The sequence below is a fragment of the Duganella hordei genome (assembly GCF_040369125.1).
Lineage (GTDB): Bacteria > Pseudomonadota > Gammaproteobacteria > Burkholderiales > Burkholderiaceae_D > Rugamonas > Rugamonas hordei.
This window is the reverse complement of the sequence record NZ_BPWI01000005.1, coordinates 14,909-29,601: the sequence shown is the minus strand read 5'-3', so window position 1 is coordinate 29,601 and position 14,693 is coordinate 14,909. Positions and strand designations below refer to the sequence as shown.

The 14,693-nt window shown below is 63.9% G+C and carries 16 protein-coding genes; 12 read left to right on the top strand and 4 right to left on the bottom strand.

Annotated elements, in window-relative coordinates:
* The first annotated feature begins 70 nt into the window (after positions 1-70).
* Genes ABWW33_RS13195 through ABWW33_RS13165 form a run of 7 tightly spaced genes read left to right on the top strand, consistent with a single transcriptional unit; the run spans position 71 to position 4,992 of the window.
* The gene (locus ABWW33_RS13195) at positions 71-685 is read left to right on the top strand and encodes a GbsR/MarR family transcriptional regulator (protein WP_176653678.1); all 615 of its coding nucleotides are present in this window, start codon (positions 71-73) and stop codon (positions 683-685) included.
* Complete coding sequence (cydP, locus tag ABWW33_RS13190) at positions 685-888, top strand: cytochrome oxidase putative small subunit CydP (protein ID WP_353402054.1); 204 nt, start codon at positions 685-687, stop codon at positions 886-888. Before ABWW33_RS13195 ends, cydP begins: the two co-directional genes overlap by 1 nt.
* Positions 885-2,450 (top strand): cytochrome ubiquinol oxidase subunit I, encoded by a 1,566-nt coding sequence (locus ABWW33_RS13185; protein WP_176653676.1) that lies wholly within the window; start codon positions 885-887, stop codon positions 2,448-2,450. The genes cydP and ABWW33_RS13185 overlap by 4 nt, the downstream gene beginning before the upstream one ends.
* Positions 2,450-3,592, top strand: coding sequence for a cytochrome d ubiquinol oxidase subunit II (gene cydB / locus ABWW33_RS13180; protein WP_353402624.1), 1,143 nt, complete (start codon positions 2,450-2,452; stop codon positions 3,590-3,592). The genes ABWW33_RS13185 and cydB overlap by 1 nt, the downstream gene beginning before the upstream one ends.
* A gap of 11 nt (positions 3,593-3,603) precedes the next feature.
* Positions 3,604-3,768, top strand: a complete 165-nt coding sequence (cydX, locus tag ABWW33_RS13175; RefSeq protein WP_176653675.1) for a cytochrome bd-I oxidase subunit CydX — start codon at positions 3,604-3,606, stop codon at positions 3,766-3,768.
* On the top strand, positions 3,765-4,589 hold the full coding sequence (locus ABWW33_RS13170) for an AraC family transcriptional regulator (protein ID WP_353402052.1): 825 nt from the start codon (positions 3,765-3,767) through the stop codon (positions 4,587-4,589). The genes cydX and ABWW33_RS13170 overlap by 4 nt, the downstream gene beginning before the upstream one ends.
* A gap of 31 nt (positions 4,590-4,620) precedes the next feature.
* Positions 4,621-4,992, top strand: a complete 372-nt coding sequence (locus ABWW33_RS13165; protein WP_176653673.1) for a cupin domain-containing protein — start codon at positions 4,621-4,623, stop codon at positions 4,990-4,992.
* A 19-nt stretch (positions 4,993-5,011) separates the two neighbouring features.
* Here the strand turns inward: ABWW33_RS13165 and ABWW33_RS13160 are convergent, their stop codons facing one another.
* Positions 5,012-6,169, bottom strand: a complete 1,158-nt coding sequence (locus ABWW33_RS13160; protein WP_353402623.1) for a chromate transporter — start codon at positions 6,167-6,169, stop codon at positions 5,012-5,014.
* A 31-nt stretch (positions 6,170-6,200) separates the two neighbouring features.
* Entirely contained in the window at positions 6,201-7,166 is a 966-nt protein-coding gene (locus tag ABWW33_RS13155) for a chromate resistance protein ChrB domain-containing protein (protein WP_353402050.1), read from the bottom strand.
* A gap of 123 nt (positions 7,167-7,289) precedes the next feature.
* Between ABWW33_RS13155 and ABWW33_RS13150 the strand changes: the two genes are divergently transcribed.
* From ABWW33_RS13150 to ABWW33_RS13130, 5 genes are all read left to right on the top strand, one after another.
* A complete protein-coding gene (locus ABWW33_RS13150) occupies positions 7,290-8,339 on the top strand; it encodes a DMT family transporter (protein WP_353402049.1) in 1,050 nt (349 codons plus the stop codon).
* A 62-nt stretch (positions 8,340-8,401) separates the two neighbouring features.
* A complete protein-coding gene (locus tag ABWW33_RS13145; RefSeq protein WP_176653669.1) occupies positions 8,402-8,911 on the top strand; it encodes a YgjP-like metallopeptidase domain-containing protein in 510 nt (169 codons plus the stop codon).
* A gap of 187 nt (positions 8,912-9,098) precedes the next feature.
* The gene (locus tag ABWW33_RS13140) at positions 9,099-10,427 is read left to right on the top strand and encodes a sensor histidine kinase (RefSeq protein WP_176653668.1); all 1,329 of its coding nucleotides are present in this window, start codon (positions 9,099-9,101) and stop codon (positions 10,425-10,427) included.
* 14 nt (positions 10,428-10,441) lie between these two features.
* Positions 10,442-10,819, top strand: coding sequence for a response regulator (locus tag ABWW33_RS13135; RefSeq protein WP_353402046.1), 378 nt, complete (start codon positions 10,442-10,444; stop codon positions 10,817-10,819).
* Positions 10,816-13,362: an EAL domain-containing protein gene (locus ABWW33_RS13130; protein ID WP_353402044.1), complete on the top strand. Its 2,547-nt coding sequence runs from the start codon at positions 10,816-10,818 to the stop codon at positions 13,360-13,362. The genes ABWW33_RS13135 and ABWW33_RS13130 overlap by 4 nt, the downstream gene beginning before the upstream one ends.
* Here ABWW33_RS13130 and ABWW33_RS13125 read toward each other — a convergent pair.
* Together ABWW33_RS13125 and ABWW33_RS13120 are read right to left on the bottom strand one after the other, a co-directional pair.
* Positions 13,359-13,898 (bottom strand): LOG family protein, encoded by a 540-nt coding sequence (locus ABWW33_RS13125; protein WP_176653665.1) that lies wholly within the window; start codon positions 13,896-13,898, stop codon positions 13,359-13,361. The genes ABWW33_RS13130 and ABWW33_RS13125 overlap by 4 nt on opposite strands.
* Positions 13,895-14,680 carry a hypothetical protein gene (locus ABWW33_RS13120; protein WP_176653664.1) on the bottom strand — a complete coding sequence of 262 codons (786 nt, stop codon included), beginning with the start codon at positions 14,678-14,680 and terminating at the stop codon, positions 13,895-13,897. Before ABWW33_RS13120 ends, ABWW33_RS13125 begins: the two co-directional genes overlap by 4 nt.
* Positions 14,681-14,693: the final 13 nt, after the last annotated feature.

Here is a 14,693-nt window from a genome sequence, read left to right as displayed (position 1 = left end):
GTGTCATGCAGAGATTTTGTATACCTTCTATAATTTCAGTAATTACTGAAAATTCAAAAATAAGGAAACCATGAGCACCTCCCCGCCTCTCCCTCCACTGACGCCTCTGGCCCAGAAATTCATCCTGCATTTCGGTGAAATGGGCAGCCGCTGGGGCATCAACCGCACCGTCGGCCAGATTTACGCGCTGCTCTACGTCAGCGCGCGGCCATTGAACGCGGACGAGATCGCCGAATCGCTGTCGTTCTCGCGCTCGAATGTCTCGATGGGATTGAAGGAACTGCAATCCTGGCGGCTGGTCAAACTGCTGCACCAACCGAACGACCGCCGCGAATATTTCGAACCGCCTAAGGACATCTGGGACATCTTCAAGGCGCTGCTGGAAGAACGCCGCCGCCGCGAGGTCGAGCCGACGCTGTCGATGCTGCGCGACGCGCTGCTGGAAACGCCGTCCACCGAGGCCGACCGCGTGGCCCAGGAGCGCATGCGCGAGATGTACAACCTGATCGAGCTGTCCAGCTCCTGGTTCGACGACGTGCAGCGCCTGTCGCCGGAAACGCTGGCCTCGCTGATGAAAATGGGGTCCACGGTGAAAAAGCTGCTCGATGTCGGCGAAACCGTGCGCGACACTTTCCGATTCGGGCGTAGCGTGGAAGATGCCGCCCCCGACAAGGATAAAAAATAATGATGCTGCGCCGGCTCCATGGTTACCCGCTTGCGCTGGCCATCACGCTGGCGCTGCTGCTGAAAGCGCTGCTGCTGCTCGGGCTGTGGAAAGCCTTCTTTTCCGCGCCCCAGGCCAAGCACATGCGGATGCCGACCGCCACGGTCGAACAGCATCTGCTCGCCCCCACTCCCCCCGTCTCCCCACCTGAAAGAAAGCCATGAGCCCGCTCGACGATGTCGTCACTTTGTCGCGGCTGCAGTTCGCCGCCACCGCGATGTATCACTTCCTGTTCGTCCCCCTCACGCTCGGCCTGTCCTGGATCCTGGTGATCATGGAATCGGTCTACGTCATGACCGGCAAGGAAATCTATAAGGACATGACCCGCTTCTGGGGCAAGCTGTTCGGCATCAACTTCGCCATGGGCGTGACCACCGGCATCACGCTGGAATTCCAGTTCGGCACCAACTGGGCCTATTACTCGCACTACGTCGGCGACATCTTCGGCACCCCGCTCGCCATCGAGGGCATGATGGCCTTCTTCCTCGAATCCACCTTTGTCGGCCTGTTCTTCTTCGGCTGGAGCAAGCTGTCGCGGGTGCAGCACCTGGGCGTGACCTTCCTGGTGGCGTTCGGCTCCAGCCTGTCGGCGCTGTGGATACTGATCGCCAACGGCTGGATGAACCACCCGGTGGGCGCCGAGTTCAACTACGAAACCATGCGCATGGAACTGACCAGCATCGTCGACGTGATCTTCAATCCGGTGGCACAGGTCAAGTTCGTGCACACGGTGGCGGCCGGCTACGTGACGGCGTCGATGTTCGTGCTCGGCATCTCCGCGCTCTACCTGCTGAAGGCGCGCGACATTCCGTTCGCGCTGCGCTCGTTCGCCATCGCGGCCGGCTTCGGCCTGGCGTCGACGCTGTCGGTGATCGTGCTGGGCGACGAATCGGGCTACACCGTCGGCGAAGTCAACAAAGTCAAGCTGGCCGCCATCGAGGCGGAATGGGAAACCCAGCCGGCGCCGGCCGGCATCACCGTGTTCGGCCTGCCCAACGAGGCCACCCAGAGCACCGATTACGCAGTCAAGATCCCCTACATGCTGGGCCTGATCGCCACCCGTTCGGTGAGCGAGGAAGTGACCGGCATCAAGCAGCTCAAGCAGAGCAACGAGGCGCGCATCCGCAACGGCATGCACGCCTACGCGGCGCTGACGCGCCTGAAATCCGGCGACAAGTCGGACGAGGCCAAGGCCGCCTTCAAGGCGCTGCGGGACGACCTTGGCTACGGCCTGCTGCTGAAGAAGTATGCCCCCAACGTGGTCGACGCCACCGAGGCGCAGATCAGGATGGCGGTCAACGACACGGTGCCCAGGGTGGCGCCGGTGTTCTGGTCCTTCCGCATCATGGTCGGCCTGGGCATCCTGTTCCTGTTCATCTTCAGCAGCGCGTTCTACTTCCTGATCCGCAAGAAGCTGGCGCCGCAGCGCTGGCTGCTGCGGCTGGCGGTGGCGGCGATCCCGCTGCCGTGGGTGGCGGCCGAGCTGGGCTGGGTGGTGGCCGAATACGGCCGCCAGCCGTGGACCATCGCCGGCATCCTGCCGACGCATCTGTCGGCGTCGAGCCTGCAGGTGGGCAGCCTGTACTTCAGCCTGGCCGGCTTCATCGGCTTCTACACGCTGCTGCTGGTGATCGAGCTGGGCCTGATGATCAAGTACGCCAGGCAGGGCCCGAGCAGCCTGCACACCGGCAAGTACCACTGGGAAAACGCGCACAAGGAGCCATGATGTTATTCGACTATGAAACCTACAAGATCATCTGGTGGTGCTTCGTCGGCGCGCTGCTGATCGGCTTCGCGCTGACGGACGGCTTCGACTTCGGCATCGGCATGCTGCTGCCCTTCCTCGGCAAGAACGACACCGAGCGGCGCGTCATCATCAACACCATCGGCCCAACCTGGGAAGGCAACCAGACCTGGTTCATCGCCGCCGGCGGCTGCCTGTTCGCGGCCTGGCCGCTGGTCTACGCGGCCGCGTTTTCCGGCTTCTACATCGCGCTGATGCTGTGCCTGTTTGCGCTGTTCTTCCGCCCGGTCGGCTTCGACTATCGCAGCAAGATCGCCGATCCGCGCTGGCGCGGCACCTGGGACTGGTGCCTGTTCACCGGCGGCTTCGTGCCGCCGGTGATCTTCGGCGTCGCCTTCGGCAACCTGCTGCAGGGCGTGCCGTTCCGCTACGACGACACCATGCGCCTCGAATACACAGGCAACTTCCTCGGCCTGCTGAATCCGTTCGGCCTGCTGGCCGGCGTGCTCAGCGCCGCCATGCTGCTGATGCACGGCGCCACCTACCTGCAGCAAAAGACCGACGGCGTGATCGCCGCCCGTGCCCGCCGCGTGGCGATCGGCGCCGGCGCGCTGACCATCGTGCTGTTTGCCGCCGCCGGCGTGTGGGTCGCCAACGGCATCGCCGGCTACCGCATCAGCGCCATGCCGGACGCCAGCGCCGCCTTCATGCCGATCGCCAAGACGGTCGAGCGCGTGCACGGCGCCTGGCTGGACAACTACCGGCGCTGGCCGCTGACGCTGGCCTTCCCCGCCGCCGCCTTTGCCGGCGCCGCGCTGGCCATCGGCTTCAGCGCGCGCCGCCTGACCTTGCCGGCCTTCCTGTCCAGCGGGCTGGCGGTGAGCGGCATCATCCTGACGGCCGGCGCCGCGATGTTCCCCTTCATCATGCCGTCGTCGCTGGCGCCCGGCAGCAGCCTGACCGCGTGGGACGCGGTGGCCAGCCACAAGAGCCTGACGGTGATGTTCTGGGTGGTCGTCGTCATGCTGCCCATCGTAGTGGGCTACACTGGCTGGGTATATCGGGTGGTGCGCGGCAAGGTCACGGAAGAGCACATCCGTGAAAACCAACACACTGCATACTGAAAGGAATCGTCATGTGGTATTTCACCTGGATCCTGGGCCTCGGCTTCGCGCTGGCGGCCGCCATCATCAACGTGCTGTGGCTGGAATCGAACTACGCCTTCGGCCAGCGCGACGAGGACACCACCCGCGCCAGCTTCGAAAACGCCCGCGCGACGGACCGCTCCGGCCAGCCATGAACGACTGGCTGCGACACGGCCCCGTCACCGACGGCATCGAGCTGGTCGAGGCATTCTTCCAGGGCGCGGCCTACGGGTCGCATCGCCATGACAGCTATGCCATCGGCCTGACCATGGCCGGCGTGCAATCGTTCCGCTACCGCTCCGCCATGCGCCACAGCCTGTCCGGGCAGGCGCTGGTGCTGCATCCGGACGAAGTCCACGACGGCCAGGCCGGCACCGAGGACGGCTTTCGCTACCGTATCGCCTACCTCGCGCCGGAGCTGCTGCAACAGGTGCTGGGCGGCGCGCCGCTGCCGTTCGTCGACGGCGGCGTGTCGTCCGACCGCCGGCTGGTGCGCGCGGCGGCCGGCCTGCTGGCCAATTTCGACGCGGCGCCCGGCTCGATGGAACTGGACGACGCGCTGGTCGACATCGCCACCGCGCTGCGCCAGGCGGCCGGCCAGCGCCAGCTGCCGGGTGGTGACTTCCGCGCCGCCCACATCGCCCGCGAATACATCAACGACGCGCTGCACACCAGGCTGAGGCTGGACGACCTGGCCCGGGCCAGCGGCCGCGACCGCTGGAGCCTGGCGCGCGATTTCCGCACCTTTTTCGGCGTCAGCCCGCACCGCTACGTCACCATGCGCCGCGTCGCACTGGCCAGGCAGTCCATGCTGCGCGGCCTGTCGCTGGCCGATGCCGCCGCCATCGCCGGCTTTGCCGATCAAAGCCATCTGACGCGGCACTTCGTCGCCGCCTATGGCATCCCGCCGGCGCGCTGGCTGCGGCTGCAAGGCGCACGCACAAACGTTCAAGACGCGCCGCGCACGGCGCTGTAGAGTCGGGGCTCCACCATCACCAGGAGCCACCATGACAACAAATTCTCCCGTTTCCCCCGCCGAATGCGCCGCCGCGTTGGCCGAACACTGGTCGCCGCGCGTGATTGCCGAACTGGACGACAACTATGTCAAGGTCGCCAAGGTGCACGGATCGCTGGCCTGGCACAGCCATGACAACGAGGACGAACTGTTCTTCATCCTGAAAGGCCGGCTGCGCATCGAGATGGAGCATGAGACGGTCGAGCTGTCCGAGGGCCAGGCCTATGTCGTGCCCAAGGGCGTGCGCCACAATCCGGTGGCGGAACAGGAATGCCTGATCATGCTGATCGAGAAGAAAGCCACGCTGCATACCGGCAGCGAAGTCACCGCGCGCACCAGGTCCATCGCAGAGCAGCTGAGGTAGCGCGGCCGGGATCGGGATGTCACGGATGCAGCAAGGGATAGATCACCAGCCCGACAATGGCGGCCGCGCCGACGACCACCGGCTCCTGCAGCTTTTTAAACCGCCACAGCAGCAGCACCGTGACAGCCGCGATCACGACGGTGGGCAGGTCGATGATGGAGCGCCGCGCAATGACAATCACGGAACCAGTGATGGCGCCAATCGCCGCGGCGGTGATGCCGTCGACGAAGGCCAGCACGCCCAGCAACTTGCCGTACTTTTTGAAATACGGCGCAGAGACAACGGTGAACAGGTAGCATGGAATGAAGGTAGCCAGCGCGGCCACCGACGCCCCCTGCAAGCCGGCGATCAAATATCCGATAAAGGCCACCGTGATGACGACCGGCCCAGGCGTAATCATCGCCACCGCAACCGCATCCACAAATTGCTTGTCGCTCAGCCAGTGGTGCTCGGTGACCACACCGCCATAGAGGAATGGCACGATCGCCAGGCCCGAGCCGAACACGAAAGCACCTGCCTTGGCAAAGAAAATGCCAATTTGCGTCAGCACCGACAAGTCAACTCCGGCGGCCGCAGGCAACGCGGGCAACTGCGCCAGGCCAATCGTCGGCAAGCCGCCTTTGGCGATCCATTTGGGCGGCGCGCGCAGCAGCCAGACCAGGACGCCGGCTGCGATGAACAGCCAGGCCACCTCGGATTCGGTCACCACCGTGACGATCAGCAGCAGCAGGTAGATCGCCCACAACAGCTTGTCCTTGCCGATATTTTTGGTGGTCAGCTTGCGCGCGCTCATGGCGATAATGCCGATCACCGCCGCGCCCACGCCGTAGAACACGGCCTGCATCCAGGGCAAGCCGCCATAGCGCACATAGGCCCAACCCAGAGCAACCACCATCATGAAGGACGGGATGACGAAGGCGATACCCGCCAGCGTCGCTCCCAACAGGCGGTAGTGCACATAGCCCATGTAGATGCCCAGTTGCGCCGCCAGCGGCCCCGGCGCCAGCTGGGCCAGCGCAAGGCCTTCCTTGTAGTCCGCTTCGCTGATCCAGCCGCGCTGCTCTACCAGGTCGCGGTGCATATAACCCACCAGGGCGACCGGACCACCGAAGCCCAGACTCCCCAGGCGCAGCATGTACAGCACCATTTGCCACAGGGTGTAGCCGGGGCCGGCCATCGTTGATTCTGTGCTGTTCAAGGCATACTCCTTATTTTGATTCCGCTGCGGCGGCAAAATGGGCATGCATGGCATCGAGCACAACGCTCATCGTGTCCAGCAATTGATCGTCGTCGTGCGCGCGCTCGCGGGCGCCCGCGAGCATCGCTTCAAACCCTGCCGCCTCCGGCACGAAGCCGCCGCCGACATCGAGCGCGTGCACCATCGCCCCCATCCGCATCAGGCCCTGGTCCTGCTCCAGCGCGAAGCTGGCCAGCAATACTTCGAAGGTGACGCGGTCGCCGATGTGCGTAAAGGCGGCCTGGTCGAAGTCGAAACCCAGCGCATCGGACGGGCAATCGCCTGGTGCTTCCAGCCAGAGGAACCGCGCCTGGCGGTCGATGAAGCGGCGTATCAGCCAGGCGCTGGCGACGCGGTCGACCCACAAGCGGCGCCGGGTGGCCCATGTCCGTCCCTGGTATTGCCCAGGATCGCGCCGCGCGATATCGGCGGCGACGGCATGCGGTTCTCCTGGCGACAGCAGCGATTCGGCGGTATTGATGAAATCCATCCAGGCTGCTTCAGCGGCGGCCCCGGCCTCGTTCGGGAAATAATCAATCGCGCAGGCGGCTTCGTACTCGCGGCGTATTTTACGGACCGTGCGGTTGATTTCTTGCGGCGACTGGCCGGCCAGCAAACGGTGCGACGCCGATAGCGCTTTTACAAATTCATTCCAGGCCGCGCTGCGGTCAAAAAGTGAGCGGAACGCTTCGCCTTCGCCGGGCGAGCGGGCTTGCACCGTCAGCAGCCAGGCGCTGCCGCCCTCGCGGATGGTGTCGGCGGCGAGCTCGGCTAATTGATGTTGCTCCGCCTTGCGATCGGGCAGCAGATAGGCGCCGTCGCGCAACGCGCCGCAGCCCAAGCTCTTTAGCGCGCGCCAGATCCGCATGCGGGCCGTGGCGCTGTCCGAGGGCAGGCTGACGATCAGTAGCAACCAGTTTGTATCGGTGGCGTTCATGACCCCAGAATATCATAAGTAGCGATCAATACAATATTTGTTATGATACCTATTTATTTTTTCACTGTAGCGCCGGCGCGGGTCTCGCAGGCTAAACTACCGGTATTTATGAGATCACTCGCCATGCATAAGGGTGTTGTTTACGCGTTGTTGGCGGCCGCCTTGTTTGGCGCCAGCACGCCTTTTGCCAAGTCAATGGTCGGCCATGTGGAGCCGGTCATGTTGGCTGGCGTCCTTTACCTTGGCAGCGGCCTGGGATTGTCCTTTTTCTACCTGCTGCGCTCCGTGACGCGGCGCGCGCAGGACGAAACAGCCGGGCTGACCGCGCGCGACCTGCCCTGGCTGGCAGGCGCGATCGCCGCCGGCGGCATAGGCGGGCCGGTGCTGTTAATGTTCGGGCTGACCGTGACGCCCGCTTCATCGGCCTCGCTCCTCCTCAACATGGAGGGCGTTCTGACCTCGATGCTGGCGTGGTTCGTATTCAAGGAGAACTTCGATCGGCGCATCTTCATCGGCATGCTGTTGATCGTGCTGGCCGGAGCCCTGCTGTCGTGGGAGCAGGCTCCGACCCTTGGCGTGCCTTGGGGGCCGCTGGCCATCGTCGGCGCTTGCCTGTGCTGGGGCATAGACAACAATCTCACGCGCAAGGTGTCGGCCAGCGACGCGGTGCAGATCGCGGGTGTCAAAGGCCTGGTGGCCGGATCGGCCAACCTGGCGCTGGCCTTGCTGCTCGGGTTCCATCTTCCCCCGGCATCGACGGCGCTGATGGCGGGCGTGGTTGGCTTGAGCGGATATGGCTTGAGCCTGGTCATGTTTGTCTTGGCGTTGCGCCACCTCGGCACGGCACGCACGGGCGCGTATTTTTCCGCGGCGCCATTTGTCGGCGCGGCGGTTTCCATGGCGATGCTAGGTGATCAGCCCGGCCTGTTATTCTGGGTTGCCGCCGCGCTGATGGGCGCAGGCATCTGGCTGCACCTGACCGAAACGCACGAGCACGAACATGAGCATGAAGCGCTGGCGCACAGCCATAGCCACAGTCATGATGCGCACCACCAGCACACGCACGACTTCGAATGGGATGGCATTGATCCGCATGTGCACCCGCACCAGCATCAACCGATGCGGCATAGTCATAAACACTATCCCGACATCCACCATCGCCACGCGCACTAGCCCGGCTGAAAGCACCGAGGTGTGGTACATTCACGCCTCGAATCTTTCCAGCCGTGCCCGACATGTCCTCCCTGAAGTATCTTAGCGCCTACTCCGAGCAAACCCAGCAGCAAGTATCGCAACTCCTGGCCCAGAACCGCCTGGGCGAAGTGCTGCTCAAGCGCTACAGCAAGGCGCACGACGTCCGCACCGACAAGGCCCTGTACCAGTACGTGCAAGAATTGAAAAATGAGCATTTGCGCAATGCCGAACCGATCAACAAGGTCGAGTACGACAGCAAGATCCACGTGATCAACCATGCGCTGGGCCTGCACACATCGATCTCGCGCGTGCAGGGCGGCAAGCTGAAGGCCAAGCATGAAATCCGCGTGGCGACGATGTTCAAGGAAGTGCCGCAGGAATTCCTGACGATGATCGCCGTCCACGAACTGGCGCACGTGAAGGAGAAGCAGCACGACAAGGCCTTCTACAAGCTGTGCACCTACATGGAACCGAACTACCACCAGTACGAATTCGACCTGCGCCTGTACCTGACCCACCTCGACACCGGCGCGCCGCGCCTGTGGACCTGACAGCAAAGTCTTGCCGGGCGCCATTAGCGCATAGCTGAGGCCGAATGCTGTTATATTGAGCCTCTATCTCCTCCTTGCCACCGGCCTGTTCGTCATCCAGCGCTGTTCGGCGCCAATCTGCGAGCCTGCTCAGCAGTCATGTCTGCATCACCCATCACGCTGAGCTGCAGTTCCTTGGAAGGCGTCCATGCATACGACCGGATTTGGCAACGGCGGTTACGACCGTTTAGAGGGTGCGGCTGGCCACACCGAATACACACGGCAGGCCAGCCTGCTCAAGACCGGCGCCTTGCAGGATGCGATCTTCAATAGCGCCTATTTCTCCAGCATCGCCACCGACGAACGGGGCGTGATCCAGATTTTTAACGTCGGCGCCGAGCGCATGCTGGGTTATAAGGCACTGGACGTTTTGAACCGGATCACGCCGGCCGATATTTCCGATCCGCTGGAACTGATCGCGCGCGCCGCCGAACTGAGCGAGGAACTGGACACGCCGATCTCGCCAGGGTTCGATGCGCTGGTGTTCAAGGCTTCGCGCGGCATCGAGGACATCTACGAGCTGACGTACATCCGCCAGGACGGCAGCCGCTTCCCCGCCATTGTGTCGGTGACGGCGCTGCGCAACGCGGACGACGACATCATCGGCTACCTGCTGATCGGCACCGACAACACGACCCGTAAACGTTTCGAGCGTGCGTTGGAGGACAAGAACATCGAGCTGGAGCACGCCAGCCGCATGAAGTCCGAATTCCTGGCAACCATGTCGCACGAGCTGCGCACGCCCCTGAATGCCATCATCGGCTTTTCCGAAGCGCTCAAGGACGGTCTGATGGGGGAAACCTCGGCGCTCCAGCACGAATCCATCGATGATATTTTCACTAGCGGCCAGCACCTGCTGTCACTGATCAACGACATCCTCGACCTGTCCAAAGTCGAAGCCGGCATGATGGCGCTGGAACTCGAGGCGGTCGACTTGTCCAGCCTGCTGCAGAACAGCCTGACCATCGTGCGGGAAAAAGCGGCGGCCCAGCTGATCGGGCTTGAACTCGACATGGGCGAAGGCCTGGGCAGAGTGCAACTGGATGTACGCAAGACCAAGCAGATCGTCTACAACCTGCTGAGCAACGCGGTCAAGTTCAGCGCCAGCGGCGGACCGGTCCAGCTTCGTGCGCGCCGCGTGCAGCGCGGCGCGGTCGGCATACTGGAAGGCGATTGGCCTACGCACCGGTTTCCCCAGGCGGACAATGAATACAATGACTTCGTTGAAATCTGCGTCAGCGACCATGGCATCGGCATTTCGCAAGACAATATGGGACGGCTGTTCCAGGCCTTCAGCCAGATCGATAGCAGCCTGGCCCGCAAGTTCGAAGGCACCGGCCTAGGCCTGGCCATGGTCAAGCAGCTGGCCGAACTGCAAGGCGGCGCGGTGGCCGTGGCCAGCGCGGAGCGCAAGGGTTCGCGCTTCGCCGTCTGGCTGCCGTTGCGGGCGCCACCACACGCCGCCGCTCCGGCTTGACGCGGGAGACGCTCATGGCCAGGGTATTGGTGATAGAAGACAACGCGGCGAACATGAAACTGGCGTCGCTGCTGCTGCGCAATGCTCATCACAGCGTACTGTGCGCGGTGGACGCCGAAGCCGGACTGTTGGTCGCCCGCACCGAACTGCCGGACCTGATCCTGATGGATATCCAGCTGCCCGGCATGGACGGCTTGGCCGCCACCGCCATCCTCAAGCATGATCTGGTGACTGCCGGCATCCCCGTCATCGCGCTGACGGCCATGGCGATGAAGGAGGATCAGGAAAAAAGCCGCCAGGCCGGATGCGACGCCTATATCGCCAAGCCTCTGGGCTATCGCCAGCTCTACGCGATGATCGACGCCCTGCTGCCCGATGGAGGCGCACCGTGAGCCTTGCCGCCCCCACCATTCTTATCGTCGACGACGAAGCGCAGAACCGCCGCTTGCTTGCAGTACTGCTGCGCCCCGAGGGCTACCAGACTGAAAGTGTCGCCAGCGGCGAAGAGGCGCTCAGCGCGGTGGCCCACTCGGCCCCGGACCTGATCCTGCTCGACATTATGATGCCCGGCATCGACGGCTACCAGGTCGCCAGCATCCTGAAGGCCAACCCCGCCACCGCCAATATTCCCATCATCATGGTGACCGCGCATGGCGAGCGCGGTGCCCGCCTGGCGGGCTTGTCGGCGGGCGCGGAGGAATTCCTGACCAAGCCGGTCGACCGCACCGAATTGTGGCTGCGCGTACGCAACCTGTTGCGCCTGAAGGCTTTCGGCGATCTGCAGGAGCACAGTTTCGTGCTGGAGCAGCAGGTGGCGGCGCGCACGGCCGATCTGCAGCGCTTCCGCGCGGCGATGGACGCCACCGCCGACGCCATCATGCTGGTGAGCCGCGACACGATGCGCTTCATCGAGGTCAACGCCACCAGTTGCAGCATGCTTGGCTACACGCATGCCGAGATCCTGGCACTGGGACCGGTGGCGCTGGGCGCGGTCACGCGCGAGGCGCTGGAACAAGTTTACGATACGGTGATCGCCGGGCAGGTCAGCAAGACGCTGAGCGAAGCGGCATTGCATTGCAAGGACGGCTCACTGATACAAGTCGAGGTGAGCCGCCAGGCCATGCCATCCGGCAGCGACTGGATCATCGTCAGCGTGGTGCGCGACATCACCGAACGAAAGCAGGCGCAGCAACGGCTGCAGCACCAGGCCAGCCACGACGCGCTGACCGGCCTGCCCAACCGCAGTTTTTTCTACGAGACGCTGCGCAAGACGGTCGTGCTGGCCAGTCAGCAAGACTGGAAGGTGGCGGTGATGTTCATCGACCTCGATCACTTCAAGAATGTCAACGACACCTTGGGCCATGCCATCGGCGACGAGCTGCTGATCCAGTTCAGCAATCGCTTGATGACCTGCGTGCGCATGCGCGACACCATCGGCAGGCTGGGCGGCGACGAGTTCGGGGTGATCCTGGTGATGGAGCAAGGCCACCAGGGAGCGGCGCTGGTCGCCGCCAAGATCCGCGACGCGCTGCACCCGCCGTTCGACTTGCAGGGCTACGAAGTGATCATGACCGCCAGCATAGGCATCACGATCCATCCCGACGACGGCAGTGACACGGACGCCCTGATCAAGTACGCCGACACCGCCATGTATCAGGCCAAGCACGCCGGCCGCAACACTTACCGTTTCTTCACTGCGCAGATGAATATCGATGTGCTGCAGCGCCAGGACCTGGAAGGCGCGCTGCGCAAGGCCATCGAGCGTGAGGAATTCGAACTGCACTATCAGCCCAAGGTATCGCTGAGCACCGGCGCGGTAGTCGGCCTGGAAGCGCTGCTGCGCTGGGCCCGTCCCGGCCACGGGCTGGTGCTGCCGGCGCTGTTCATCCCGGTGCTGGAAGAGAGCGGCATGATCGTCCGCGTCGGCAGCTGGGTCATCGCGGCCGCCTGCCGCCAGATCAGGGAATGGCAACTGGGCGAGGTGGGCCCGGTTCAGGTCTCGGTCAACGTCGCCGGCCGCCAGTTCATCGAAGGCGACCTGGAGGCCGATGTCATGCGCGCGCTGGCCGACAACAATCTTCCCGCCGGGCTGCTGGAACTGGAGCTGACGGAAACGTCGCTCATGATGAACACCCAGCGCACCATACACTGCCTGCACAACCTGCGCGAACGGGGCGTGAAGGTGTCCATCGACGATTTCGGCACCGGTTATTCCAGCCTGGCCTACCTGCGCCGCTTCCCGATCGACAAGCTGAAGATCGACATCGCCTTCATCCGCGACGTGACCAGCAATCCGGACGACGCAGCCATCGTGCAAGCCATCATCACCATGGCGCACAACCTGAACCTGGTGGTGATCGCCGAGGGTGTCGAGACGCCGGCCCAGCAAAGCTATCTGCTGCGCCATCATTGCGACCAGATCCAGGGCTACCTGGTCAGCCGCCCCCTGCCTGCCGCGCTGACGGCCCAGCTGATGCTGTCGCACAAGACGCTGGAGCGGCCGACGACAGCGGACATGACGCGGCAAACCTTGCTGATCGTGGACGACGACCCCTTTATGCGGGAACTGCTGGCAACCGAACTAGGCGGCGAGCAATACCGCGTGCTGCTGGCGCAATCGGCAGCCCAAGCGTTCGAGACGCTGGCCCAGAACGACATCCAGGTCATCCTGTGCGACCAGAGCATGCCCGAAATGGAGGGCACGGTGTTCCTGGACAGGGTCAAAGCCATGTATCCGGACACCTTCAGAATTGTGTTATCGGGCGAGACCAACCTGGAAGACATGATGGCCGCCGTCAACAGGGGGACCATCGATCGTTTCTATACCAAGCCGTGGGACCACGCGGCGCTGCTGGGCAGCATACGCCAGGCCTTCCTGCACCCGCGCCTGGCTTCCGCCGCATCAAGCCTGGCCGCGGCGGAATCGCCGGCCTAGGCCTTGAGCAGCCGCAGCAGCGCTTGCGGATCGGCCGCGGACATCATCAGCGCCGCGTGCTGCGGGCGGATGAAGCCCTGCTCGCTCGCATGCCGGATGAAGCCGATCAGGCCGTCGTAGAAGCCGTCGACGTTCAGCAGGCCGACCGGCTTGCTGTGGATGCCCAGCTGCGACCAGGTCAGCATTTCAAACAATTCTTCCAGCGTGCCCATGCCGCCCGGCATGGCGATGAAGCCGTCGGCCAGGCTGGCCATCATGGCTTTGCGTTCGTGCATGTCCTTGACGATGAACTGGCGCGTCAGGCCGGTGTGGCCCACTTCGCGTTCGACCAGCGCGGTCGGAATCACGCCCGTCACCTCGCCGCCCACCCGCAGCACTTCGTCGGCGATGATGCCCATCAGTCCGACATTGCCGCCGCCGTAGACCAGCGCCAGGTTGTTGTCCACCATCGCGCGGCCCAGGGCGCGCGCCGCCTCCGCATAACGGGGCGTCACACCGGCGTTGGCGCCGCAATACACACAAATCGTCTTCGTCACTGCTGTTTTTCCTCTTCCAGTCCTCGTTTGGCGGCATCCGCGTCCAGCCGCTCCATGGCGTCGTGGACGCTGCAATGCGCCGCTTCTTCATACAGGCGCAGCGCGTCGGCCTGCTTGCGCTTGCCCTCCAGCATCACCAGCGCGCGCGCGTAGCGCATGCGGGCGATGGCCGATTGCGGCGTCAGCGCCAGCGCGGCCTCGAACTGCTTGTAGCATTCTTCCCTTTTCACGCCGTAGGTCAGGCCGCCTATCATGGCGCCGACCTTGTCGAGGATCTCGGCGTGGTACACGCCCAGCGCGATGTGCGCGTCGGAGCGCTGCGGCGACAGGCTGATCGCCGACTCCAGGCTGTTGCGCACCTTGGCGCCCAGGCCCTGGGCCAGCGCCTTGACCACCGAGATGCCGGTCGAATACTGGCCCAGCGCGTAGGCGTGCCAGTAGTAGCCGGACGAATTATCGGGCTGCTCCCGCTGCTGCCGCTCGCAGCGCTCGGCCACGCACTCGAAGGTGGCGAGCTTTTTTTGCGGGCTGCTCTCCAGGTAGTGCGCGTAAATGCAGATGGCCTTGTGCGCCACCGAGTAGCCGTTCACGCCGACGTCGAGCCCCAGCCGCGCGGCGCGTTCGAACTCGCCGGCGTGGAAGCAGATCCAGGCCTGCACCAGCGCCGGATTGCTCGGGAACGGTTCCTGGTCGCCGCCATGCAACAGCGGCCAGGCCGCTTCCAGCGTGGCCGGCGTGTACTGGTATGCGGGATCGGGATAAGGAAAGGGGTTCCACGCCATAACAGACTCCGTG